At 61.2% G+C, this 24,059-nt stretch carries 25 protein-coding genes; 16 read left to right on the top strand and 9 right to left on the bottom strand.

All coding sequences use genetic code 11. The features are described 5' to 3' along the window. The first annotated feature begins 143 nt into the window (after positions 1–143). The 7 genes from FGKAn22_RS08015 to FGKAn22_RS07985 all read left to right on the top strand — a co-directional run bounded on the left by FGKAn22_RS08015 (position 144) and on the right by FGKAn22_RS07985 (position 6,968). Complete coding sequence (locus tag FGKAn22_RS08015) at positions 144–1,955, top strand: extracellular solute-binding protein (protein ID WP_212785131.1); 1,812 nt, start codon at positions 144–146, stop codon at positions 1,953–1,955. Further along, positions 1,952–3,007 (top strand): microcin C ABC transporter permease YejB, encoded by a 1,056-nt coding sequence (locus FGKAn22_RS08010; RefSeq protein ID WP_212785130.1) that lies wholly within the window; start codon positions 1,952–1,954, stop codon positions 3,005–3,007. Before FGKAn22_RS08015 ends, FGKAn22_RS08010 begins: the two co-directional genes overlap by 4 nt. A gap of 71 nt (positions 3,008–3,078) precedes the next feature. Continuing rightward, positions 3,079–4,125, top strand: a complete 1,047-nt coding sequence (locus tag FGKAn22_RS08005; RefSeq protein WP_246487370.1) for an ABC transporter permease — start codon at positions 3,079–3,081, stop codon at positions 4,123–4,125. Continuing rightward, positions 4,122–5,717 (top strand): ABC transporter ATP-binding protein, encoded by a 1,596-nt coding sequence (locus FGKAn22_RS08000; RefSeq protein WP_212785128.1) that lies wholly within the window; start codon positions 4,122–4,124, stop codon positions 5,715–5,717. The genes FGKAn22_RS08005 and FGKAn22_RS08000 overlap by 4 nt, the downstream gene beginning before the upstream one ends. A 234-nt stretch (positions 5,718–5,951) precedes the next feature. Further along, a complete protein-coding gene (locus tag FGKAn22_RS07995; protein WP_212785127.1) occupies positions 5,952–6,281 on the top strand; it encodes an ElaB/YgaM/YqjD family protein in 330 nt (109 codons plus the stop codon). 2 nt (positions 6,282–6,283) lie between these two features. Continuing rightward, positions 6,284–6,667 carry a phage holin family protein gene (locus tag FGKAn22_RS07990; protein WP_212785126.1) on the top strand — a complete coding sequence of 128 codons (384 nt, stop codon included), beginning with the start codon at positions 6,284–6,286 and terminating at the stop codon, positions 6,665–6,667. After that, on the top strand, positions 6,660–6,968 hold the full coding sequence (locus tag FGKAn22_RS07985; RefSeq protein WP_212785125.1) for a YqjK family protein: 309 nt from the start codon (positions 6,660–6,662) through the stop codon (positions 6,966–6,968). The genes FGKAn22_RS07990 and FGKAn22_RS07985 overlap by 8 nt, the downstream gene beginning before the upstream one ends. A 185-nt stretch (positions 6,969–7,153) precedes the next feature. Here FGKAn22_RS07985 and FGKAn22_RS07980 read toward each other — a convergent pair whose 3' ends face one another. From FGKAn22_RS07980 to FGKAn22_RS07950, 7 genes are all read right to left on the bottom strand, one after another. Further along, on the bottom strand, positions 7,154–9,529 hold the full coding sequence (locus FGKAn22_RS07980; RefSeq protein WP_212785124.1) for a DNA internalization-related competence protein ComEC/Rec2: 2,376 nt from the start codon (positions 9,527–9,529) through the stop codon (positions 7,154–7,156). A 66-nt stretch (positions 9,530–9,595) separates the two neighbouring features. Next, a complete protein-coding gene (locus FGKAn22_RS07975) occupies positions 9,596–10,183 on the bottom strand; it encodes a hypothetical protein (protein ID WP_212785123.1) in 588 nt (195 codons plus the stop codon). After that, positions 10,171–12,249 carry a S9 family peptidase gene (locus FGKAn22_RS07970; RefSeq protein ID WP_212785122.1) on the bottom strand — a complete coding sequence of 693 codons (2,079 nt, stop codon included), beginning with the start codon at positions 12,247–12,249 and terminating at the stop codon, positions 10,171–10,173. Before FGKAn22_RS07970 ends, FGKAn22_RS07975 begins: the two co-directional genes overlap by 13 nt. Beyond that, positions 12,198–12,884, bottom strand: a complete 687-nt coding sequence (locus tag FGKAn22_RS07965; protein WP_212785121.1) for a hypothetical protein — start codon at positions 12,882–12,884, stop codon at positions 12,198–12,200. Before FGKAn22_RS07965 ends, FGKAn22_RS07970 begins: the two co-directional genes overlap by 52 nt. A gap of 7 nt (positions 12,885–12,891) precedes the next feature. Beyond that, positions 12,892–13,218 carry a transcriptional regulator gene (locus tag FGKAn22_RS07960; RefSeq protein WP_212785120.1) on the bottom strand — a complete coding sequence of 109 codons (327 nt, stop codon included), beginning with the start codon at positions 13,216–13,218 and terminating at the stop codon, positions 12,892–12,894. A gap of 10 nt (positions 13,219–13,228) precedes the next feature. Further along, positions 13,229–13,624 (bottom strand): hypothetical protein, encoded by a 396-nt coding sequence (locus FGKAn22_RS07955; protein WP_212785119.1) that lies wholly within the window; start codon positions 13,622–13,624, stop codon positions 13,229–13,231. A gap of 17 nt (positions 13,625–13,641) precedes the next feature. Continuing rightward, positions 13,642–14,685, bottom strand: coding sequence for a hypothetical protein (locus FGKAn22_RS07950; RefSeq protein ID WP_212785118.1), 1,044 nt, complete (start codon positions 14,683–14,685; stop codon positions 13,642–13,644). 191 nt (positions 14,686–14,876) lie between these two features. On the opposite strand from FGKAn22_RS07950, the gene FGKAn22_RS07945 reads away from it, so the two are divergent. From FGKAn22_RS07945 to FGKAn22_RS07915, 7 genes are all read left to right on the top strand, one after another. Next, positions 14,877–15,446, top strand: coding sequence for a DUF2062 domain-containing protein (locus FGKAn22_RS07945; protein ID WP_212785117.1), 570 nt, complete (start codon positions 14,877–14,879; stop codon positions 15,444–15,446). 369 nt (positions 15,447–15,815) lie between these two features. Further along, on the top strand, positions 15,816–16,217 hold the full coding sequence (locus FGKAn22_RS07940; protein ID WP_212785116.1) for an RrF2 family transcriptional regulator: 402 nt from the start codon (positions 15,816–15,818) through the stop codon (positions 16,215–16,217). A gap of 106 nt (positions 16,218–16,323) precedes the next feature. After that, positions 16,324–16,872: a hemerythrin domain-containing protein gene (locus FGKAn22_RS07935; protein WP_212785115.1), complete on the top strand. Its 549-nt coding sequence runs from the start codon at positions 16,324–16,326 to the stop codon at positions 16,870–16,872. A 42-nt stretch (positions 16,873–16,914) separates the two neighbouring features. After that, a complete protein-coding gene (locus FGKAn22_RS07930; protein WP_212785114.1) occupies positions 16,915–17,175 on the top strand; it encodes a DUF2249 domain-containing protein in 261 nt (86 codons plus the stop codon). An 8-nt stretch (positions 17,176–17,183) separates the two neighbouring features. After that, positions 17,184–17,588, top strand: coding sequence for a hemerythrin domain-containing protein (locus FGKAn22_RS07925; RefSeq protein WP_212785113.1), 405 nt, complete (start codon positions 17,184–17,186; stop codon positions 17,586–17,588). Beyond that, positions 17,585–18,745 (top strand): NnrS family protein, encoded by a 1,161-nt coding sequence (locus FGKAn22_RS07920; RefSeq protein ID WP_212785112.1) that lies wholly within the window; start codon positions 17,585–17,587, stop codon positions 18,743–18,745. Before FGKAn22_RS07925 ends, FGKAn22_RS07920 begins: the two co-directional genes overlap by 4 nt. Then, the gene (locus FGKAn22_RS07915) at positions 18,661–19,467 is read left to right on the top strand and encodes an HPP family protein (RefSeq protein WP_425513843.1); all 807 of its coding nucleotides are present in this window, start codon (positions 18,661–18,663) and stop codon (positions 19,465–19,467) included. The genes FGKAn22_RS07920 and FGKAn22_RS07915 overlap by 85 nt, the downstream gene beginning before the upstream one ends. Before the next feature lie 9 nt (positions 19,468–19,476). Here FGKAn22_RS07915 and lolD read toward each other — a convergent pair whose 3' ends face one another. After that, positions 19,477–20,169 carry a lipoprotein-releasing ABC transporter ATP-binding protein LolD gene (lolD, locus tag FGKAn22_RS07910; protein WP_212785110.1) on the bottom strand — a complete coding sequence of 231 codons (693 nt, stop codon included), beginning with the start codon at positions 20,167–20,169 and terminating at the stop codon, positions 19,477–19,479. Continuing rightward, positions 20,162–21,406 (bottom strand): lipoprotein-releasing ABC transporter permease subunit, encoded by a 1,245-nt coding sequence (locus FGKAn22_RS07905; RefSeq protein ID WP_212785109.1) that lies wholly within the window; start codon positions 21,404–21,406, stop codon positions 20,162–20,164. The genes lolD and FGKAn22_RS07905 overlap by 8 nt, the downstream gene beginning before the upstream one ends. A gap of 79 nt (positions 21,407–21,485) precedes the next feature. On the opposite strand from FGKAn22_RS07905, the gene FGKAn22_RS07900 reads away from it, so the two are divergent. Next, on the top strand, positions 21,486–22,484 hold the full coding sequence (locus FGKAn22_RS07900; RefSeq protein WP_212785108.1) for a hypothetical protein: 999 nt from the start codon (positions 21,486–21,488) through the stop codon (positions 22,482–22,484). Between the two features lie 24 nt (positions 22,485–22,508). Continuing rightward, positions 22,509–24,047, top strand: a complete 1,539-nt coding sequence (locus FGKAn22_RS07895; RefSeq protein WP_246487369.1) for a mechanosensitive ion channel family protein — start codon at positions 22,509–22,511, stop codon at positions 24,045–24,047. Positions 24,048–24,059 lie beyond the last annotated feature (12 nt).

Raw genomic sequence — 24,059 nt, 5'->3', positions numbered from 1 at the left:
GTACTTGTTTTTTGCGCCAGCAGCAAGGCGGGGAAAGCAGTAGTTGAGGGCTTGTGCCAACGTAACTGCTGCGGCGTGGAGACTGCATGCCCTATAATCCGGAAAAATATCGATTCTCATCCCGTTCAATGCCAGCCTGCCTGTTGCGTCGCCTCCTGCTGCTCGGTCTGACCTGCTGTTTCTCACAGGCAGCGTTGGGGGCGCACGCCATTGCCCTGCACGGGCAGCCCAGATACCCGGCCGATTTCCGCCATTTCGACTATGCCGATCCGCAGGCCCCGCAAGGCGGAGAGTTGTTCACTTCGAGCATGGGCAATTTCGAGAAGCTCAATCCCTATACCCTGAAGGGGCGTGCCGCAGACGGTCTGCAGGACCTGGTGTTCGAGACCCTGGCGGTGCCTTCATGGGACGAGCCCGACACCATGTACGGCCTGCTTGCCGAGGACATCGCGCTGGCTCCGGACGAGCTGTCAATGACCTTTCGCCTGGACCGCAAGGCGCGCTTTTCCAACGGCGACCCCGTGACGGCCGCGGATGTGAAATATTCCTTCGACCAGCTGGTGAGCAAGCAGGCCGCGCCGCTGTATCGCCAGTACTGGTCCGATGTGAAGCAGATGGTGGTGGTCGACGATCACACCGTGCGCGCCGAGTTCAGGCGCAAGAACCATGAGCTGCGCATCATCGTCTGCCAGTTGCCGGTGTTCTCGCGCAAGTGGGGCGGCGGCAAGTCCTTCGACAAGATCACGCTGGACGCGCCCATCGCATCCGGCCCGTACGTGGTGGAGTCCTTCGATCTCGGCAAACGTATCACCTATCGGCGCAACCACGACTACTGGGCGAATGAACACCCGGCGCGCAAGGGCATGTTCAACTTCGAGCGCATCACCTACCGCTATTACCGGGACACGCTGGCGCGCATGGAGGGCCTGAAGGCCGGTGAGATCGATCTGATCCAGGAGAACTCGTCCAAGAACTGGGCGCGCAACCATCAGGGCAAGCACTGGGATGACGGCGATTTGATCAAGGCGCTGTTCCCTCACCGGAACGGGGCCGGGTGGCAGGGCTTCGCGATGAATACGCGCCATCCACTGTTTCAGGATCGGCGCGTGCGACAGGCGCTGGGGCTGGCGATGGATTTCGAGTGGATGAACCGCCAGCTGTTCTTCAACCTGTATACCCGCAGCCCCAGCTATTTCACCAACACCGAGATGGCGGCTACCGGCAAGCCCGATGCGAAGGAATTGGCCGTGCTGCGCGAGCTGCAGGCGCGCTTCGGCGACAAGGTGCCGGCTGAGGTGTTCGACGAGATCCCTCCGCCGCCTACCACGCTGCCGCCGCATTCGCTGCGCGACAACCTGCGCAAGGCGCGCGAGCTGCTGGCCCAGGCCGGCTGGACCTACCGCGACGGCGCGTTGCGCAATGCGCAGGGTGAGCCCTTCCAGTTCGAGATGATGCTGGAGGACCGCATGCAGGAGCGTGCATCGGCACCCTATGCGCGCAACCTGGAAAAGCTGGGCATCGAGATGAACTACCGCATTTACGACCCCGCGCTATACCAGCGCAAGGCCGAGAACTTCGATTACGACATGGTATGGGCGCTGATGCCCGGCTCGCAGAGCCCCGGAAACGAGCTGTTCGATTACTTTGGCTCCGCCAGTCGCGACCAAGCGGGCTCGAACAACGCCATGGGTGTGGCCGATCCGGTCATCGATGCGCTGCTGGCGCGCATCGTCCAGTCCGAGCACCGCGACGAGTTGGTGACGCTGGTGCGCGTACTCGACCGCCTGCTGCGCTTGGGCTATTACATCGTGCCTCATTTCTACAGCAACGCGCACCGTGTCTCCTATCGCAGCACCTTGGCGTATCCCAAAGTGCTGCCCAAGTTCTACCGCATCGAGGACTGGTCGGTGGCGACCTGGTGGAAGAAGCCTGCGGGAGAGGGGAGCCGCCGATGATCCATTACGTGGCCAAGCGCCTGCTGCTGATGATCCCCACCTTGCTGGGCATCCTCCTGCTGACCTTCACCGTCATCCAGTTCGTTCCCGGCGGGCCGGTCGAGCAGATGGTCAGCGAGTTGCGCGGCAAGGGGCACGGCAGCCAGGAGGCGGGCGGCGGTGGGCAGAGTTTCTATCGCGGACAACAGGGTATCGATGCGGAGCGTATGGCCGAGATCAAGGCGCTGTACGGTTTCGACAAACCCGCGCCCGAGCGTTTCTGGATCATGCTCAAGGGCTTTGCGACCTTCGACCTGGGCACCAGCTTCTTCCACCAGAAATCGGTGTGGGAGCTGATCAAGGAAAAGATGCCGGTGTCGATCTCGCTGGGCTTGTGGACGCTGGTCATCACCTATCTGGTGTCGGTTCCGGTGGGCATCGCCAAGGCGGTGCGTGAAGGCTCGCGCTTCGATACCGCGACCAGCTTCCTGATCCTGAGCGGTTACGCCATCCCCAGCTTTGTGCTGGGCGTGGTGCTGCTGGTGCTGTTCGGCGGCGGCAGCTTCCTGCAATGGTTCCCGCTGCGCGGGCTGACTTCGGATAACTGGGAGCAGCTCTCGCTGGTCGGCAAGGTGACCGATTACCTGTGGCACATCACCCTGCCGGTGTTCGCCGAAGTGGTCGGCGCTTTTGCTGTCATCACCATGCTCACCAAGAACACCTTCATCGAGGAGATCCGCAAGCAATATGTGCTCACCGCGCGCGCCAAGGGATTGCCGGAGCGCGCCGTGCTGTACCGGCACATCTTCCGCAACGCCTTGCTGCCGCTGCTGACGGGTTTTCCCGCCGCCTTCATCGGCGCATTCTTCACCGGCAGCCTGCTGATCGAGACGCTGTTCTCGCTCGACGGTCTGGGGTTGCTGTCGTACAACGCCATCATGCAGCGCGACTATCCGGTGGTGATGGGGATGCTGTTCATCTTCACCCTGGCCGGTCTGTTCGCCAAGCTGGTATCCGACGTCAGCTACGTGCTCGCCGATCCGCGCGTGAAGTTCGAGGGAGTGGGGCAGTGAGCGGGAAAGACGTAGACGTAGGTCGGGTTTCAACCCGACAGGCAGTCCAAGCGCCTGAGGAGATGGTCGGGTTGAAACCCGACCTACCGGCGCTGTCGCCAAACCAGCAGCGCTGGCGGCGTTTCCGCCGGAACCGCCTGGGTTATGCCAGCCTGCTGATCTTCTCCGCGCTGTTCGTGCTCAGCCTGTTCGCCGAGGTGCTGTCCAATGATCGCCCGCTGGTCGCCTCCTACGAGGGCGAACTGTATTTCCCGCTGTGGAATGATTACCCGGAAAGCACGTTCGGCGGCGACTTCCCGACACCCGCCGATTACCTCGATCCCTTCATTCGCGAGCAGTTTTCCCGTCCCGGCAACTGGGCGGTCTATCCGCCGAACCCGTACCGTTACGACACGCTCAATTATTTCGCGACACGGCCCAATCCGGCTCCGCCCAGCTCGGAGAATTGGCTGGGCACGGATGATCGCGGGCGCGACGTGCTGGCGCGCTCTCTCTATGGCTTCCGCGTGTCGGTGCTGTTCGGCATGGCGCTGACCATCATCGGCGTGGTGTTGGGCGTATTGGCCGGCGCCATCCAGGGCTACTTCGGCGGGCGCGTCGATCTTTACCTGCAGCGCTTCAGCGAGATATGGGGGTCATTGCCCGAGCTTTATTTGCTGCTCATCTTCGCTTCCTTGTTCCAGCCCAGCATCTCCCTGCTGCTCATCCTGCTTTCGCTGTTCGGCTGGCTGGCGCTGGCCGACTACGTGCGTGCCGAGTTCCTGCGCAACCGCCAGCTCGACTACGTGCGTGCGGCGCGCGCACTCGGGCTGGGCAACCGCCAGATCATGTGGCGGCACATCCTGCCGAACAGCCTGACGCCGGTCATCACCTTCCTGCCGTTCCGCATGAGCGTCGCCATCACCGCGCTGACCAGCCTCGACTTCCTCGGTCTCGGCGTGCCGCCCTCGACCCCCAGCCTGGGCGAGTTGCTGGCGCAGGGCAAGGACAATCTCGATGCCTGGTGGATAGGACTCGCCGCGTTCGTCGTGCTGTTCGTCACGCTGCTGTTGCTGGTGTTCATTGGCGAAGCGCTGCGCGACGCATTCGACCCGCGCAAATCGGGGAGCGTGAGATGACCGACTTACTTGAAGTCCGCAATCTTGATGTCAGTTTCGGCGATCAGGCTGATGCGCCACGCGCCGTCGACGGCGTTTCGTTCACGCTGAAACCGGGCGAGAAGTTCGCCCTGGTCGGCGAATCGGGTTCGGGCAAGAGCGTCACGGCGCTCTCGTTGCTGCGGCTGGTCGCCAACGCGCGCTCCAGCGGCGAAGTGCTGTTCGAGGGCGAGGATCTGGTGAGTGCCAGCGAACGGCGGCTGCGCGGCATACGCGGCAAGGACATCGCGATGATCTTCCAGGAGCCGATGACTGCGCTGAATCCGCTGATGCGCATCGGCGAGCAGATCGTCGAAGTGCTCTCGCTGCACGAGGGGATGGACTACACCGCCGCGCGGGCGCGCGGCATCGAATTGCTCGGCCACACCGGCATCACCGAGCCGGAGCGGCGTTTCTCAAGTTACCCGCACGAGCTCTCCGGCGGCCAGCGGCAGCGTGCCATGATCGCCATGGCGCTGGCCTGCCGCCCGAAACTGCTGATCGCCGACGAGCCGACGACCGCGCTGGACGTGACCATCCGCACCCAGATCATGGATCTGCTCGATGGGTTGCAGCGCGAATACGGCATGGCCATCCTGCTCATCACCCACGACCTCAACCTGGTGCGCCGCTTCGCCGACCGGGTCGGTGTGATGCAGTCCGGGCGCCTGGTCGAACTGGCGGAGACCGGACAATTGTTCGCCTCGCCACAGCATCCCTATACCCAACGGCTGCTCGATAGTCGCCCAAGGAAGATGGTGCGGCCGCTTTCGGCAGAACAGGAGGCCGCATCCGATCTTCTGCGCGGCGACAGTCTGCGAGTCGAATTCTCCTATCCGGTCGGCTGGTTCAGGAAAAAGACATTCACCGCGGTCGACGACGTCAGCTTGACCCTGAAACGCGGCGAAACGCTGGGTATCGTCGGCGAATCCGGTTCCGGCAAGTCGACACTGGCGATGGCTTTGCTGGTCTTGCAGTCGCTCGCCCAAGGCGACTGTTTCTTCGACGGGCAACCCATGCCGCGCGTACCATCGGCAAAGTTGCGCGCACTTCGAGCCCGCATGCAGGTGGTGTTTCAGGACCCCTTCGCCAGCCTGTCGCCGCGCATGACCATCGAACAGATCGTCGGGGAGGGCTTGGCGCTGCACCATCCCGGCATGCCGGTTTCCGAGCGCCGCTGGCGCATTGCGCAGACGCTGCAGGAAGTGGGGATGGGGGCTGAGGTGCTGGTGCGTTATCCGCATGAATTCTCCGGCGGCCAGCGCCAGCGTATCGCGATCGCGCGCGCCCTCATCCTCGAGCCGCAACTGGTCGTGCTCGACGAGCCGACCAGTGCGCTCGACGCCTCGGTGCAAAAGCAGGTGCTGGAACTGCTTGCCGGCCTGCAGGCCCGGCACGGCATGAGTTATCTCCTGATCAGCCACGACCTCGAAGTGATCGCCGCCATGTCGCACCGTATCGCCGTGATGCAGGCCGGTCGCATCGTCGAACAAGGGCCGGCCGAAACCATCATCAACTCTCCGCATCACGACTACACCCGTCAGTTGCTGTCCAGCGTTTCTCCGCAAGACTGAACGTCCGCCGGCCTTGCCCGCATCTCACCGATGCTTGCCGTTGCAGCTTTCCTTGATCGGCCACCCTCTGCGTGGCTTTGCCATGGCTATGGAGGGAAGGAACGAATAGGCAATAGTCCTGATTGACGTTCCGGGTTTTTAGGAATACAAAGGTGATAAGTTATCCGGAAGTCGCCGGGCAGCTGAGCAGCATCCAATCGCAGTTCTTAATTTACTGTTCTAAAGGAGTCGATCATGAGCACAAAATTGGCAGGCGTGGAAGGTGAAGTCAGCAAGGAAAGACTCATGCAGGATTTGCGCGTGATAGTGGCGGATGCTGAGGAGTTGTTGCGCGCAACGGCCGGTCAGGCTGGCGACAAGGTCGCCTCGGCGCGCGAGCGCATCCAGGAAAGTCTGGATGTCGCCAGGGAGCGTCTCGCTTCCGCTGAACAAGCGGTGGTCGAGAAGACCAGGCTGGCGGCCAAGGCGACCGACGAGTATGTGCACGAGAATCCGTGGAAGTCCATCGGCATCGCAGCCGGGGCGGGCCTGCTTATCGGCATGCTGATCTCGCGTAGCCGCTAACGATGCAGGAGACCGGTGCAGGTCTGCTGGGGTCAGCCAAGCGGTTGTTGTGCACGCTGACTTCGATCGTTTCGACGCGGCTTGAACTGCTGGCGAACGAGTTGCAGGAAGAGCGTCTGCGGCTGACGCAGATGCTCTTTTTTGCTTTGGCCGCCTTGTTCTGCTTCGGCATGGGCATACTGCTGCTCACCGTATTCATCGTGGTGCTGTTCTGGGACGATCACCGCCTCGCGGTAGTCGGGGGGCTCACTGTGCTCTTTTTTGCATCGGGTACGGTGATGGCGATGCTGCTGCGCAGCAGGGCGAAGGCCAAACCCAAGCTGTTCTCCGCCAGCCTCAGTGAACTGGCCAAGGATAGAGCCCATCTGGGGGCGAACCATGAATAGGCAATTGTTCGCCGTGATGCAACGTCGCGGCGAGCTGCTGGCGAAGATCGATGCGCAACGCGAGCAGGTTGCCCAGATCGGCGCTCGATGGCAGGCGCCGCTGGCGCTGGCCGATCAGGGAATGGGAGCGTTGCATTTGTTGATCTCCAGGCCGGTGGTGGTCGCCAGTGTGGTTGCGTTGGTGGTATGGCGGAGGCGCAGCCTGACGGGGTTGGCAAAAACCGGCTGGAAATTGTGGAAGGGATATCGCTCGCTATCGGCGCTTTCAGCAAGGCTGTCGTCACGGCAATCCGGATCCTGAATCCCGTGGGCAAAAAAATGCCCCTGAGCCAAAGGGGATCAGGGGCAAAGGTCTTAACCAACAGAGAGAAAGTTAAGACTACACGCTCAGGGAGGAGAAACGTGTGGCAGCTTTCGCTACCTGTAGCTGAAGACAGGGGCATTTCGAAATAGTTCCGGACTAACTCAAAAAATTTCAGTTGAGGCTCATACCCCCTCGCCGGGATGGTGCTGCCAGTATCTCGCGTGAGTCTTGCGGTAGCGTTCTACCTTGATTCCCCGTGTATCCATCTCGACCAAGATCGCTCCGTCCTCGTCCGAGCGCAGCAGTTGCGCGCCGGTATCGGTGTAGCGTTGCAGCACTTCTTTCCGGGGATGGCCGAAGCGGTTGCGGTAGCCGACGGTGAATACCGCGTAGTCGGGCAGCGTGGCCGCGATGAAATCGTGACCGGATGAACTCTTGCTGCCGTGGTGGGGCACGACCAGCAGACTGGTAGCAAGCTGGTCGGCATGCAGCCTGAGCAGTCGTTGTTCGGTTTCTTTCTCAATATCCCCCGCCAGCAGGATGTGTTGACGGCCGGCGCTGATGCGCAGCACGCAGCTCTGGTCGTTGTCGTGAGGCTTCGAGCCGGTTCCGCCGGGCTCCGGGTGCAGCACCTCGAACCTCACCCCGTCCCAATCCCAGCGCAGGCCGTCCTGGCAAGGCCGGGCATCCGTTGTTTGTTGCAACAGCGCATGGTTCGGGTTCATGGGGGCGGAGATCCAGCCGATTGGTATGGCCTGCATGACGGAAGCCGTGCCGCCTGTGTGGTCGAGGTCGTCGTGGCTAAGCATCAGGCCGTCCAGTTTGGCTATGCCTGCCGCTCGCAGGGCTGGGACCAATATGCGGTTCCCGCTGTCGGCTTCGCCGCTGAAATCCGGGCCGGTGTCATACAGCAGCGCGTGGTCGTTTGTCTGGGCGGCGACGGCGAGTCCCTGTCCGACGTCGAACACGATCAGGCGCAACATGCCGGGCGGGGGCGGCTCGGGGGCATTGAGGAACATCGGCAGCATCAGGGGCGCACCCAGCCAGCGCGCCGGAAAGCCTCGCGGCAGCAGCAGCCAGAATACGCCCAGCATGGCTGCGGCGATGGTCCAAGCCGGCGGCGCGTGTTGCGTCCACACCGCTTGCGGCAGGGCATTGAGCCATTCGAGAAAATGCATCGTGCCGTCCATCGCGATGTGTGCCAGCCATAACGGCATTTCAATGGGCAGCGCTGCGCCGAGCAGGGTGAGCGGCACGACGATCAGGCTTACCAGCGGGATAGCGAGCGCGTTGGCCAGGGGCGAGACCAGAGATACCTGCTGGAACAGTGCGAGCAGCAGCGGGGTGAGGCCGACGGTCATGGCCCATTGCACCGTAGCGTATTGCGACAGCCAGTGCGGCGGGCGGACACGGTGTGCCGTCACGAGGAGGATGAGCGCAACCGCGCCGAACGACAGCCAGAAACCGGCCGATAGCACTGCCCAGGGATCGGGAATGAGAACGCCGATCAGCGCGATGGAGAGCAACTGCCCGAGCGAGAAGTTGCGGTTCAGCCACAGCGCGGCGGCGACTGCGCCGACCATGTACACGGTGCGTTGGGCGGGGACGGCGAAGCCGGATAATAGCGCATAGGAGAAGGCGGTGAGCAGTGCGGCCAATGCCGCGACCTTGCGTGCGGGCAGCCACAGGGTCAGCCGCATGCTGCGCCGCCACAGCCAGCAAACGACGGCGAAGGCAAGGCTGGCGAGCATGGTGATGTGCAGGCCGGAGATGGACATCAGGTGGTTCACCCCGGTGCGGGTGAATACCTGCCATTGATCGGGCGGGATACTGTGCTGGTCGCCGACGGCCAGCGCGGTCAGCACGCCGGAATAGGGCGCGCTGCCCAACGTGGCTGCGAATTTGTCGCGCACCGCTTCGCGCCAGGTCTCGAGGCGATAGCCAAATCCTTCCGCCAACTCGTCGAGCCGCACGTTGTCGCCCTTCGGGTGCCCGGCCACAAGCTTTTTGGAGTTGTGCACATAGCCAACCGCGCGAATGCCTCGTTCCAGTGCCCATGCCTCGAAATCGAAACCCGACGGGTTCGCCGTGCCGTGCGGTTGCTTGAGGCGCACGGTGAAGTGCCAGCGTTCGCCGGCATGCAGGATCAGTGGCGGTGTCTTGTCGTCCTGATAGGTGCTGAGAAGGATATGCGGCGGCACGACGGCTTGCGGCGTGAGCGTGCGTTCGACATCGAAGGTGAAGCTCAGTCCTCGCTCATGGGCGCGCGGCAAGTCGGCGATGACGCCGCTCACCACGATGTCGCGCCCTTGCCATTCGTCCGGCAGGCTAATAGCCAGGCGTTGTCCGGCTTGCCAAGCCGAGTAGTAGAAACCGATCCCGCCGGCGAAGGCCGCGATCAGCAGGGCATGGATCATCCGTGCGGTGACGTTTCGGCGCGGCACGAACAGGACGAGCGGAGAAGCGGCCAGCAGCCATGCCCAGGCAAAATCCGGCAGCACTGCCTGCTGTTGCAGCAGCCAGATGCCGAACGCGAAGGAGATGGCGAAAGTAGCCATGACGCATAGAGTAACGCCGAATCGGCATGGCGTTAACAGCCTGTTAATGCGGATGACCTGAAGTCATCAAGGACAGGTCATGGGAATGCCGTACAAACCCGCCTGGTCGCGCGCGAAATACGGGACAGGTTGAAAGCAGACCGAGCCCGCCTCGGTGGTGATCTTCAGCATGCCGTTGGCGAGGCGTTGTTCCTTGTGGGATTGCCGCAGATATTGCTCCAGCGAGCCGAGCGGTGTGTTGAGATTTTTCTTTTCCTGGGCGGCAAGTTGCTGCTCGGTTTTTCTGGCTTCGTCACGCGCCATGCTTTTGGCCGACTCGATCAATTGCTGCGGGTTGAAATCCGGTTGATCGACAGTATTTTTCGCAGCGGAAGGCGATGCCGAACCCGCTTGCCCGGCAAACCGGGCAACATGCGTCCGGGCTGCGTGGTAGCGAGGTTCTGTGGCGGGCACCGTGTCTGCGCTACGGGCCGGTACGATAACGGCGGGCAAGGTGAAGTAGACTTCCAGCGGATGCGGCTTGGCGATGGGGTTGTTGGTCGGCGGACGCACGACCAGCAACAGCGCGCCATGCAGCAACAGCGACAGAAAAATGAAAGGCGCGAGTTGGCGTAGTGCGGGGCGCGATGGTAATTCGCCTGCTAAAAAAGCCATGCCCCTAACTGGTAGAAATCGAAACCGCCGCTTCTGCCGCCCAGGCAGCCGGACAGGAAGTCTTCCGTCCGCCTGAACTGTTCCAGTCTGTGCGGCCAATGCGTGATGCCATGGCCTTCGTCGGGAACCAGCCAGAAATCGACTGTTTTGCCGGATTGCCGCAACTTGTTTACCAGCATGATGCTTTGCTCGGGTTTCACCCTGACATCCCGTCCGCCCTGGATAACCAGCAACGGTTTGGTGATGCTGTCCGCCTTGTACAACGGGGACTTTTCCTGCATGGCTAAACGATCTGCCGGTTTGCCCGGGTCGCCCACATAGCGATGCCAGAGATTCATTTCGAGTTTCCAGTAAGGCGGGAAATCTTCGACGAGTTTCGCTAAATCGGTCGGGCCGAAAAGGTCGATGCCGCAGGCAAAAGTTTCTGGCGTAAAGGCCAGTCCGACCAAGGCCGCGTAGCCGCCGTAGCTGCCGCCCGCAATGGCGATTTTGTCCGGGTCGGCGATGCCTTTATCGATCGCCCATTTGATCCCGTCCAGCAGGTCGTCGTGCATCTTGCTCGCGAACTCGCCGACAGCCAGTTCTTGAAAGCGGCGGCCATAACCGGTCGAGCCGCGATAATTGATTTGCAGCACCGCGTAACCGCGATTGGCGAGGAATTGCACCTCGCTGTTGTACTGCCACTCATCGCGCCACCAAGGGCCGCCGTGTACCAGCAGCACCATGGGCAAGCGACCCGGAGGCGCACCTTTGGGCAGCGTCAGGTAACCGCGCAAGGTTACGTTATCCCGGCTGGCGATTTCGATGGGCGTCATGTCCGCCAGCGTGTCCCTGAAGGCCATGCTCGGCGTGGCTCCCAGCTTTTCAAGCCGATCGCGCTCTACATCGTAGAGATACCATTCGGTGCCTTTGTCGGTGGACGAAGCGAGCGTCAGCCGGTGAAACCGGGCGTCGCTGCCAAGTATGTCGAATCGCGCGGAAGGATGGTTATTCAGGAAACCGAAAGATGCCTTCAGGGACGGAGCGAGTATCGCCGCCTCGGGGTAGCCCGGTTCGGTGCTGGCGATCAGCGGCTCTCCCGTGAGCGGATGCGCGTATATGCCCGAGACATCGACCAGCGGGGCGTCGTAAACCAGTTTCTCTTCGCCCGATGCGGTGGCGAGTTCGATCAGGGCCAGCCGGTCCCGGTTTTTATTGGAGAGCAAATAGAGTTTGGCGCCCGCATCGGCGATGCTGACGAACCGCACCTCGTCGCGTGCCGACCATCGGTAGAGCGGCTGGTAGCTTGCCGTGTCCGGCTGCCGGAATTCGAGTGCGGATGCGTCCTCCTGTTTGACGATGCGCCCCTTCAGTTCGCCGTGCGGGTCGGTCAGCCATTCGGACACATTGCCGGGATTTTCCGCAATCAGGGTTTGCTGGAAGGTATCGATGTTGACCCGGAATAAATCGAACACGGTCTTGTCGCGCTGATTGTGGGCGATCAGGACATGCGCCGGATCGTTGGGGATGGTGCGGGCGAATTGCGCCTTCACGCCATGCCCCGGCGAAATGAACACGACCTGCGGATTGTCATCCGGTTGTTCGGTGTCCAGCGTGACATACATCATATTTTCATCGCCTTGATGCCGGGCGAAAATAATGCGGCGGCTGTCCTGCGCCCATTCGAACTCGCCATAAAAATTGCCTGCCGGCAAGGTGCGCGTGGTGTCGCGCTCGAGGTCTTTGATGAAGATGTGGAGTGAAACGCCTTTGACGGCAATCCATGCCAGCTTCTTGCCGTCCGGCGAAATTCTATAGCCGAAATTGCTGCCGCGATTTGCGACAAAGTCCCGCACCGGAATCAACTCCGGCAAATTGCCTGCCGCATTCAGTGCCGGGTGTACGGCGGTCGTCGAGCATCCCGAGATCAATAGCATTCCGGAAAATATCAGTGCCGAAATTGTCCTGTGCGAAGCGAAAGATGGGTTCTTTTCCATGATCGATGTGTCGATGGTTATGAGTCTGATGAGCCGGTCTACTCGTGACGTCCCGCAAACGAGCCGCGGCCTATGCCTGCCGCCGACCATGTGCCGGTCACTTCACGGGTTTTGACATTGAGTTGACCATCGAATCTGGCTGCGCCGGCCATTCCCTTGCCGTACATTTGTACGTGTCCGTCCCCGGTTGCGTTGCCTGCAATGACAAAGCTGATGCCGTGGATGCCGGATTGTCCTGTTCCGGAAGCATGTCCTTCTTCATTGAGATGGAAGAAGAATGTGCCGCTATCGTCTCCGGTGTAAGTGCCGTAATAATCGCCATTCGGCATCCGTGCGGGTGCTGAGCCATGGTATTCATGGGCGGCATACTCGCGGGCCTGGCTGAGCAATTGACTGGTGTCGAGATGGTTCGCGGCTCGGGGCGGCGTGTGCGCTTCAGGCATTTCGATTTTTGGTGTGGCAGGTTCTGATGGGGGGCGGGAGATCGCTTTGAGCGTGGTTTCTTGCGCGGGTCGCTCCTCACGCTGATTCCGATGGGCCGGGGCCACGGACATGGAATCTAAACTGATCGTCAAGTCGGGCTTGTGACTTGCGGGACTTGGGACGCTATTCCAAATCACTGGCACCAGCACGATGCTGTGCAACAGCAAGGAAAGCGCGAACGGCCAGGCGAGGCGGCGCACGCCGGAATTATTCACTTCCGAGGTCGAGGCGTGTTCCATCAATACCGTCTCAGGTCGTGCGCAGCACTGGTTTCGAGATGTTGGTTTTCTTGTCATCGAACGGCAGCAGCTTCTGCAAGGCCACGACGTAGACGTGCAATGCCTCCCGCCCCGCGGGGGTGAGCGCATAGTACGACTGGGTGCGTCCGCCGCTGTCGTCCTTGCGGACTTTCACGTAATCGGCGGCAATCAGTTTCTTCAGGTGCGAATCCAGGTTGCCGTCGGACACATCCAGTTGCCGCTTGAGTTCGGTGAACGTGACTTCACCCGCGCCCGCCAGGAAGGCGGCGAGCTGGGTGCGTAGCGGCTGGTGTAGCAGGGGGTCGAGTATGTCCATGATTGGGGGGCTATTTCTGATCCATTTGGATGTGCAGGTATCCGGCATTGCTGCCGTCTTTCTGCGGAATCCGGAGTTCCAGGTGAGTTTCGATCAATTTGCGAGCGGGCTGCCAGTTCTGCCCATCGAAGCTGGCGAACTGCCGGAACATATACACATCGCGCTTGAGCGTGACATGCAGCGTTGCCTGTCCTTCATGCTCGAACAGGTTGCCGTCTACCACGGTGGATACCGGCAGCGGCGTGCCTGCCGGGAAATGCAGGACGTAGTTGTCGCCTTCCGGGAGCGTCTGGCCAAACTGGATTTTCGGCGCTTTGGAAATTTCGGCAGTGCTGGGCGGTAGCCCGGCGCAGGCGGTGAGGGTGGCGCAAGTGGCGGCGGCGAACAAAATGCGGGCGAGTTTCATGCGTGTCTCCTTGGCGGTTAGTGGGTGGACTGATGATGAGTCTCGACGACCAGGCTGGCGCGTATTTCCGGACCGGTTTGCGGAAGCAGTTCTGCCTTGATCCAAGGTATGCGAATCCAGTTGGTTTCGTGCGCCAATGCCCAGCTATCGCCGGGAAAGCGCCAGTCGCCGGTGGGCTGGCCGTTGTTCATCATGATTTCGAGCGGCTCGTTCAGCACCAGCGGCAGTACCGATGCGTTGCTGGCGCGGAACACGTTGCCGGAGACTTCGACCTTGACCGGAATGCTGCTGCCGGCGGGCAGGAGGATGACCTGTTGCGCGACGGGCTGTTTGCGGAACTCTTCCAGCGACACCAGCGGCGCCTCGGTCGGTACGCTGGCGCTGGCTAGTCGTTGCGCCAGCAGCGGCGGGATCAGCACGCACAGCAGCCAGCCCACGGATTGCACCATCCGCAGCCACGCGGGGCGTTCCCGTCCGCGATCCAGCATGGCGGCCAGCAACGGCAGCCCCAACCCCAGGGTGGAGGCTGCGACCCATTGCGAGGCGATGAAGTTCAGGCGGAAGGCGAGCATTCCGATGCCGATGGCGATGATGAGCGCGCCCGACCACTCCAGTAATTCTTCGGAAAACAGGCCGTGGACGTACAGGCCGAGTCCGGTCAGCACCACCCATGCGGCGAAGATCATGTAGCCGCCGCCGTAGAAGAATGTGGCGAAGGTCAGCAGCACGCCGACCGACATCAGCAGCCACCACACCTTGAGAACTTGCCTGTGGATGAACGACCAGGCTTCGTCGCGTGCCTGCTTGGCGCGGCGGGTGAGATGCCAGTCGAACAGGCTGACGCCGGAGAGGGTGAGCGCAAGCAGGATCAGCCATGCTATCGCCCGTTGCTCCAGCACCGGGAATTGTTCGGGGGTGAGAATGCTGTTGCTGGCCAGAATCAGCCCACCGCTGCTCGCGCCCCATAGCACCAGGCTATGCCGTTCGATGCGCAGGTTGCGGTGTCCGGCGGACAGCATGGCATGGATGGAGTCGAGTTGTTGCGTGGCAAGTTGCGGCATGTAACCCCCTGTTGGTAACTCTGTTTTGCAGAGTGTACTTCTCTGCAAAACAGAGTGTCAACGTCGGCGAGGTTCGATGCCGCGTATGGAGAGCGGGGCTGGCCCGGCGGGAACTGCATATGGAAGCCGAAAACGCAGATAAGGTAACCATGGCATGGCTAGCTGCGAAGCGTCTGCCGTAGAATGGCGCCATGCGCAAATTCTTCCGCAAGCTGTTGCCGCATCACGATACGGTGAAGGAACATCGTTGGCTGAAACCGTTCGGCGGCTGGCTGCACCATCCAAACCTGTGGCACCTGCACCGCCGTTCGGTGGCAGGCGGCATCGCGGTCGGGCTGTTCTGCGGCCTGATTCCCGGGCCGTTGCAGATGGCCACCGCGGCATTGCTGGCGGTGCTACTGCGCGTCAACCTCCCGCTGGCGTTGCTCACCACGCTCTATACCAATCCCATCACCATCGTGCCCTTGTATCTTGCGGCCTACGAGATCGGAGCCTGGGTGATCGGCGCACGCAACGGCGGGGCAGCCGAGCATCCGGCTTTACCGGAATTCCATTGGGGTAACTGGCTGGGCGAGTTATGGACATGGGTGGCGACGCTGGGCGAGCCGCTGCTGGTCGGCTTGCCGCTGCTGGCGATGGGGTTGGCGCTAGGCGGCTATCTCGTCGTGCGCCTGGCATGGTATGTGGCGGTGGTTTACAAGTGGCGCAAGCGGCGGCGCAGCAGGGCGACCTCTTCGCGCCGCAACGATTCGGGAATGTGAAGGTTTTGTTAACGACGGAACTCGGTTTCGGCACCTCGGTCTGAAGTAACGTTCGGTCGCAGGGATGGCCGAGCGCTTGTTTCAACTTCCACGAGGTGACAAAAATGAAAAAGGCTTATGACAGTATCGCAAAGTTTGTTCGTTGGGTTGTAGCGGCCGTGGTGTCATTCATCGTCGCGCTGCCGGTGTTCACGTCCTTTACTGCCAGCCATATGTAGTTTTTCGGAATCATGCGCCCCAGTATTTGTGCCGTCAGGCACGGACACTGGGGCGTTTTCATTGGGCTTTCGCTCAAAAAATGCCCAATGCGCCTTACCCCTAAACCTTATAATCAGCCCCGGTTATAACCCTCTTCGGGATATCGTTTTCATGCAACTGATGGTCTCTACTGACATTGCTCTGCGCACCCTGATCTACCTTGGTCAGAAGAATGCAACCGCCACGATCCAGGAAGTCGCTACCGCGTGCAACATCTCCAAGACCCACCTGATGAAGGTCGTCATGACGCTGGTCGGCGCCAATCTGCTCGTCAGCGAGCGAGGCAGAAACGGCGGCGTCCGACTGGCGCTGGAACCCCGCGACCTTTCCATCGGCACAGTCGTCCGGCTGATGGAAAACAACCTTGCGTTGGTCGTATGCATGAAGGGCGACGCCCCAACCGATTCCTGTCCCCTGTTGCCCCGTTGTCGCCTGAAAGGGGTGTTCAGTCAGGCCCAGGATGCTTTCCTCGCCTCGCTCGATCAAAGCTCCCTGGCCGATCTTCTCGCGTAATCATTTATCAACCCTTCAAGGGCAAGGGTTGAGTTTAATCGTTGTCGCCAATATGATTCGCAAATAATGAATGTATATATCCACGAACAATCCGGGAGAGCAGCGCATGAGTGAAATTAACGCCAATCAATCTGACAGCAACTGGAACGAAAGCAGTCTGAATGCCTTGATCGACCACCTGCTGCAGAAGCATCACGCCTATACCAAGACTGCTCTCGAAGAGTTGTATCCATTGCTCGAGAAGGTGGTGCGCGTCCATGGCGGAAGCCATCCGGAGTTGGCCGAACTGCGCGATCTGTATGTCAGGTTGCGTGACGATATGCACATGCACCTGATGAAGGAGGAGAATATCCTGTTCCCCTACATTCGCACTCTGGAAGCGGAAGGGAACGTTCCGGTCCCGCCTTTCGGTACGGTCGCCAATCCCATCCGCATGATGATGAGTGAGCATGAGACCGATGACCTTATCCTGTGCAGGATGTTAAAGATCACCAACGAATTCAGCCTGCCGCCCGGTGCCTGCACCAGTTACACAGCGCTGTATGCGGGGTTGCGCGAACTGGTGAGCGATCTGTTCCAGCACATGCATCTGGAGAATACGATCCTTTTTCCCAAGGCCATCAAGACTGAAAAAAGCGCATTGGAACTATCCTGATATTTTCCATGCGATAGCAAATCATCTTCACAGGAGGCTGGCATGACACACGACTGTTCCAACACGATTTCCTTCGATATGCGCTATCCCTTTGATGCGCGCGGCGTCGCCAAGCGCTTCCGGCACGCGGCGATATTCGGTGCACTGGATTCGCTGAATGCCGGGGAGACCATGCGTTTCCTCAACGACCACGATCCGCTGCCGTTGCTCGCGCAATTGCAGCAGCGTTACGGCGACAACATCGAGATCAGTTACGTCTCCCGCGAACCCGGCCAGATCGCACTCGATTTCAAACGCGTCTAGTCAGTTCCATGCAACGCAGTCCGGCACTGCAACCGCTGTCCCGCGAACACCATTCAGCGCTCAAGCTGGCGAAAGCGTGCGAACGGGCGGCGGGTTCGTCCGATGAGGCGGAAGTGGAGCGGGCTTGCCTGCGCGCATCGGTCGCCTGCGCAAGCGAACTGAAAGCCCATTTCGAGATGGAGGAGCAGACGCTGTTGCCGCTCCTGACCGGGACGCGCGAACAGCCGCTGGCAGAGCGCACGCTGTCCGAACATCGGCAGTTGTACGCCATGCTGGATGGACTGCAACGTAACGATGCGGCAACGCTGGGCCACTTCGGCAAGTGTCTGGCGGCGCATGTGCGCTTCGAGGAGCGCGAGCTGTTCCCGGCGCTGGAGGCGAACCTCGCGACCAGGCACGAGCAATCCGAATGAAACTGTCCTCGCATCCCTTCTGGTCGGTAGGTTTCCGTCCGTTCTTCACTCTGGCTATCCTCGCAGGCATGACGCTGCCTATGCTGTGGGCCATGATCTATGCAGGCGTCATTCCGGCACCGGCCCACACGTTCTCCATCGTGCAGTGGCATGCGCATGAGATGTTCTTCGGTTTCGGCTGGGCGGTGCTCGGCGGCTTTCTGCTGACCGCGACCAGGAACTGGGTGCAGGTTCGCGGTTATCACGGCCGTGCGCTGATGTTCCTCGTCGCAGCCTGGCTGTTTGAAAGAGTGGGCATGTGGTACGAGGGAACATGGCCGTCGCTGCTGTTTTACGTCTCGAACAACCTGTTCCTGGGGAGCATCGTGGCGGCGCTGCTGTGGACATTGATCCGCAACCGCAAGACCGACTCTTATCGCGACAACTTCTTTTTCCTGCTGATCCTTCCGGCCTTCCTGCTGGCCAAGAACCTGATGCTGAGTGCCGATCATTTCCAGGCCGGAGCGAGCATGGCGGTGGGACTGTTTCGCGTGGCCTTTCTGGTGATGCTGGAGCGGACGCTGTGTCACTTCATGAAGGGCGCATTCCAGGTCGAGATATTGCGCAATGCACCGCTGGATATGGCGATCAAGCTGCTTGCTCTGCTGCTGGTCTTCGCCGACCTGTTGCCCGCCCAGGTAACAGGAGTCATCGCTTTGCTGCTCGCCGTATTGCTGGCAGGGAGGCTGGTCTACTGGAAGCCGCAACTGGCGATGCGCAGGCTCGACATCGGCATCATGTATCTGGGCTATCTCGCCATCGTCGCGCAATTGGCGATCGAATCCTTCAGATTGGCAACCGATTCCGTGTGGCTTGCCTCCATGTCCATCCATGTCTTCACCTTCGGTGCGATGGGACTGATCATCCCGGCCATGCTGGTCAGGATCAGCAAAGGGCACACCGGCAGAAAGGTGACGTTCGACGCCATCGACAAGCTTGCGCTGTATCTCATGATGCTGGCGTTCGTGTTCCGCATCTTCGCGCCCCAGATATATCCGGCCAGCTACACGGTCTGGATATCGCTCTCAGCATCATGCTGGTTCGCCTGCTTTGCACTGCTGGGATGGCGGTACATCCCGATGCTGATGCAGCCGCGCGTGGATGGCAGGGAGCATTGAGATGGCTGATCAGCGCTTGTCTTGGGGGCAGTGTGCGCATTAACAACATAATCCGTTCATTCAGACCCCATATCGCTCATGTCCCTATTTCGGAGAAATTTCGCAACGGCCTGGCCGGCGGCATGGCCATTCTGCTGTTGGGAATGACACTTCACTATATGCCGCAAGTCCATTACCCGCTGCTCATGCTGGGTTCGATCGCGGCCTCCGCGGTGCTGCTGTTCGCCGCGCCGCACAGCCCGGTGGCGCAACCCTGGAACCTGTTCGGCGGGCACCTGGTCTCGGCGCTGGCCGGGTGGGGCTGCAGCCTGCTTATCCCGGATCCGGTATTCGCGGCGGCTGTTGCGGTCGGCGCTGCCATCCTGTCAATGCAGCTGATGCATTGCCTGCATCCGCCAGGTGCCGCCACGGCGCTCACGCTCGTGCTCAGCGCTGCGCAATTTCACGGCATGGGTTGGCAGTGGGCAATGTACGTCGTGGCGACCAACGCCGGCATTGCCCTGTTGCTGGCGTTGCTGATCAACAACCTGTTGCCCGACAGGAAGTATCCGGTGCCGCCGGTCACCGCAACGCACGATCCGTTCGCGGCTATCGAGCAGGCCGACATCGAACTGGCGCTCAGTCAGATGGGCAAGGAAATCGAGGTAGGGAGGGAGGAACTGGCCGAACTTTACCGGCTGGCGCTGCAGCACGCGAAGAAGCGTGCCTCTGTACGTCCTTAAGCTTGCGCGTCAGCCGGCTTGCAGCACGCCATCCAGCAGGTGCAGCTTGCGCTGCATCCTGTTCGCAAGATCGAGGTCGTGGGTGACTACGATGAAACTGGTGTTCAGCCGCGCATTCAGTTCCTGCATCAGCTCGAACAGCGCCTGGGCGCTCTTGCGGTCGAGGTTGCCGGTCGGTTCGTCGGCCAGCACGCAGGCCGGCTCGGTGACCAGAGCGCGCGCCACTGCGGCGCGCTGGCGCTCGCCGCCGGAAAGTTCGGCAGGCTGGTGCTGGAGGCGGTGCGCCAGCCCTACCTGTTCCAGCATCGCGGCAGCTCGAGGTTCGGCATCGGCGCGCTTCATGCCGCGGATCAGCAGCGGCATAGCGACGTTCTCCAGTGCGGTGAATTCCGGCAGCAGGTGGTGGAACTGGTAGACGAAGCCGAGCGCGCGGTTACGCAGCTCGCCGCGCTGTGCCTCGTTCATGGTCTGTAGCGGTTGGCCGAGTATTTGCACGCTGCCGCCGCTGGGCTGATCCAGTCCGCCGAGCAGGTGCAGCAGCGTGCTCTTGCCCGACCCGGACGCGCCGACGATGGCGAGACGCTCGCCGCGCTGCACGTCGAGGTTCACGCCCTTGAGCACCGGCACGTCCGTCTTGCCGATGACATAGTTCTTCGCCAGATCGCGGCAGGAAATGACAATTCCAGTATCCTGCTTATTCATAGCGCAATGCCTCCGCCGGTTGGGTCTGCGCAGCACGCCAGCTGGGGTAGAGCGTGGCGAGCAGGCTGATAAGGAAGGAGATGCCACCGACCAGCATGACCTCCGTGTAGCGCAGATCGGAGGGAAGCTCGCTGATGTAGTACACGTCTTTGGCGAGGAACTGGATGCCGAACAGGTGCTCGATGAAGGAGATCACCGCGCTGATGTTCAATGCCAGCAACACTCCGCCGACCACGCCGAGCAGCGTGCCTATCAAGCCGATCATCACGCCCTGCACCATGAAGATGCGCATGATGCTGCGCGGCGATGCGCCGAGCGTGCGCAGGATGGCGATGTCGGCCTGCTTGTCGGTGACCGCCATCACCAGCGTGGAGACGATGTTGAACGCAGCCACGGCGACGATCAGCGACAGGATGATGAACATCATGCGCTTTTCCATCTGCACCGCGCGGAAGTAGTTGCTGTTCTGCTGCGTCCAGTCGCTGGCGTACAGCTCGGGCGGCAATTCATTCTGCAATTCTCGCGCGACGCGAGGGGCGAGCTCGATGTCGCGGAGCTTGGTGCTGATGCCGGTCACCGCGTCGCCGAGTTGGAACAGCTTCTGCGCATCGTTCATGTGGATCAGTGCGAGGGTGCTGTCATAGGGCGCCATGCCGATCTCGAAGATGCCGGTGACGCGGAATTGCTTGAGGCGCGGCATCATGCCGGCGGGCGTAATCTGCCCCTGCGGGGCGATCAGCAATACTTTGTCGTTGACGCGTGCGCCCAGCGCACGCGCGAGATCGGATCCGATCACGATGCCGAATTCGCCGCTGCGCAGGTCGCTCAGCGAGCCCACTTTCATCTTCTCCGCGAGTTCGGTGATGGCGCTTTCGCGTTCCGGTTCGATGCCGCGCACCATCACGCCCTGTACGCTCTGGCCGAAGGACAGCATGCCCTGGCCGTTGACGTAGGGCGCGGCGGCGGCGACCTGCGGGTGCTGCGCGACTTTCGCCAGCACGGACTGCCAGTCGTACAGGCGGCCTCCATCGGCGACTACTTCGAGGTGCGGCGACGCTCCCAGCATGCGTGCACGGATCTCCTTCTGGAAGCCGTTCATTACGGACAGCACCACGATCAGCGCCATCACGCCCAGTCCCATGCCCAGCACGGAGATCAGCGAGATGAAGGAGATGAAATGGTTGCGGCGCTTGGCTCGGGTGTAGCGCAGGCCGATGAGGAGTTCGAAAGGTTGCAAGGCAAGGATGTCGAAGTTTGGAACGGGCGTAAGTGTGCCACAAGCAGGAGTCGCGTGTCAGGGATGATAAACTCGCCGCATGAGAAGCGTCCGACTGGTTGTTCCCGATCTGTTCCTCCCCCGTGAGTTCGCCGCCGAGGTTTGCGCCGGCCTGAGGCTGCCTGCGCTGGAGAAGATGCTTTCGCGCGGGCGCAGCGAGACCGTCGGGGCGATGACGCAGGAGAGCCATCTGGCCGGATTGTTCGGTCTGCCTGCCAGTGCCGGGACCGCCTCGCTCGGCGCCGCCTTCGACGGCCTGGCTGAGGGGCATTGGCTGCGCGCCGATCCGGTGCACCTGCAGCTGCACCGCGACCGGTTGGTATTGCAGGAGGTGACACTGGGCGCGGACGAGGCGAACGAGTTTTGCGCCAGTCTGAACCGGCATTTCTCCGGCGAGGGGATCGAGTTCTTCGCGCCTCACCCGCAACGCTGGTATGTCCGCCTCGCCACCGAGCCGGCGATCGAGACAGTGCCGCTGTCCCAGGCGGTTGGACGCAACGTTCGCGGCCTGTTGCCGCAAGGGGCGGACGCGGTGCGATGGACGCAGTTGTTCAACGAGATCCAGATGCTGCTGTTCGCACACGAGCTGAACGAGCGGCGTGAGGCACGCGGCGAAATGCCGGTCAACAGCGTGTGGCTGTGGGGTGGCGGCCATGCGGCAATGCCGCAGCCACGTTATCGCGATGTATGTTCCGATGATGTCCTGGTCGGCATGTTCGCTGCCGCGGCCGGTGTGCCGTTCAGCGGATGGTCAGACCGGTGGCCGGATGCGGCCGGCGATGGGGAGCAATTGCTGGTCTGGAACGGTTTGCGCCATGCCTTGCAGCGTGGCGACCTGACCGCTTGGCGTGAAGCGTTGCAGGCGTTCGAGGCCGGTTACCTGCAGCCGCTGTGGCAGGCGTTACGTGGCGGGAGGATCGGGAAGTTGCGGCTGGATGTCCTTGCTGCGGATGGCGTCCATCATGTGACATTGACCCGTGTCGACGCGTGGGCATTTTGGCGTCGTGCCAAGCCATTGGCGGCTTATCCGATGGTGTAGAATGCCTCGCACAACGTTTCAGGGATGAATATGGCTTATTGGGATGCAGCGATGAAGTTCTTCTGGCGGGAGGAATCCCTGCCGGTGCTGGTGATGGCACTGGGACTGGCGTTCCTGCTGCTCCACTTTCTCCGGGAAGATCGCAAGAGCGTACTCAACACGCTGGTCTTCTTTCTCACTTGCCTGTTCCTGCAATTCGTCAGTAGCCTGATCCATGCCCTGGGGTTCACCTATGCCGCCTCGGTGTTCCACGAGTTCGCACTGGTCGGAGCCGGCATTGCGGTGATCCGTCTGTGGGGGCTGCTGGCGTTCCGCATTTTGTTGCCTTTGTTGCGCATCAAGCCGCCGCGCATCGCCGAGGATATCTTCGTCATCATCGGTTACGTGGTGTGGTTCCTGGTGCGTCTGCGCTATGCCGGCCTTGAATTGGGCAGCATCCTGGCGACATCGGCGGTGATCACGGCGGTGATCGCTTTCGCCATGCAGGATACACTGGGCAACATCCTCGGCGGTCTGGCCTTGCAGTTGGACAATTCCATCGAGGTCGGCGACTGGATCAAGGTGGATGATATCGCCGGCAGGGTGGTGGATATCCGATGGCGCTCCACGCTGGTGGAAACGCGAAACTGGGAGACGGTGGTGTTCCCCAACAGCCAGCTGATGAAGAACAAGTTCCTGGTGCTGGGGCGGCGCACCGACCAGCCGGTGCAGTGGCGGCGCTGGGTGTGGTTCAACGTCACGCTGAATACGACGCCGACCAAGGTGGTCAATGCGGTGGAAAGCGCCATTCTGCAGGCGGAGATCAACAATGTGGCCAAGTATCCCGCGCCCAACTGCGTGCTGATGGAGATGGACAAGGGCTGCGCGCGCTATGCGCTGCGCTACTGGCTGACCGACCTGGCGGCAGACGACCCCACCGATGCGGCGGTGCGCTGGCATGTCTATACCGCGCTGGAACGCGCCAGCATCAAGCTGACGGTGGAAGAGCAGAACGTCCATTACATCAAGGAAAGCGAAAAATACGAAGAGGCTTTGCACCAGCGCGAGCTGCTGCGCCGCCTCAAGACGCTCAAGCGTGTCGAACTGTTCTCGCAGATGACCGACGACGAGTTGCGCAAGCTGGCAGAGCGCCTCAAGTATGCGCCGTTCGCCAGGGGCAACGTCATCGCCAGACAGGGCACGCCGGCACAGCACTGGCTATTCATCATCATCAACGGCGAGGCCGAGGTCTATCTCGAGGGGGCGAATGGCGAGAAGCGCGTGCTGAACGTACTGTCCAAGGGCGATTTCTTCGGCGAGATGAGCCTGATGACTGGTTCTCCGCGCGTCGCTACTGTCATTGCCCGGACCGACGTGGAATGCTACCGGCTCGACAAGGACGCCTTCGAGGAAATCCTGCGGGAGCGACCGGCCATTGCCGAGGAGGTGTCGCATGTGCTGGTGACGCGTCGCGCGCAACTGGACAGCGCGCTGCAAAACTTGGACGAGGCAACGCTGAACAGTGAAATACACCATCGGCACAACGAGGTGCTGGCAACCATCAAGCGGTTCTTTGGTTTGTAGTATCATCGCGCC

The organism is Ferrigenium kumadai (assembly GCF_018324385.1).
In the GTDB taxonomy this organism is placed as follows: domain Bacteria; phylum Pseudomonadota; class Gammaproteobacteria; order Burkholderiales; family Gallionellaceae; genus Gallionella; species Gallionella kumadai.
The sequence above is the reverse complement of the archived record's forward strand: the minus strand, read 5'-3'. Positions and strand labels throughout refer to the sequence as shown.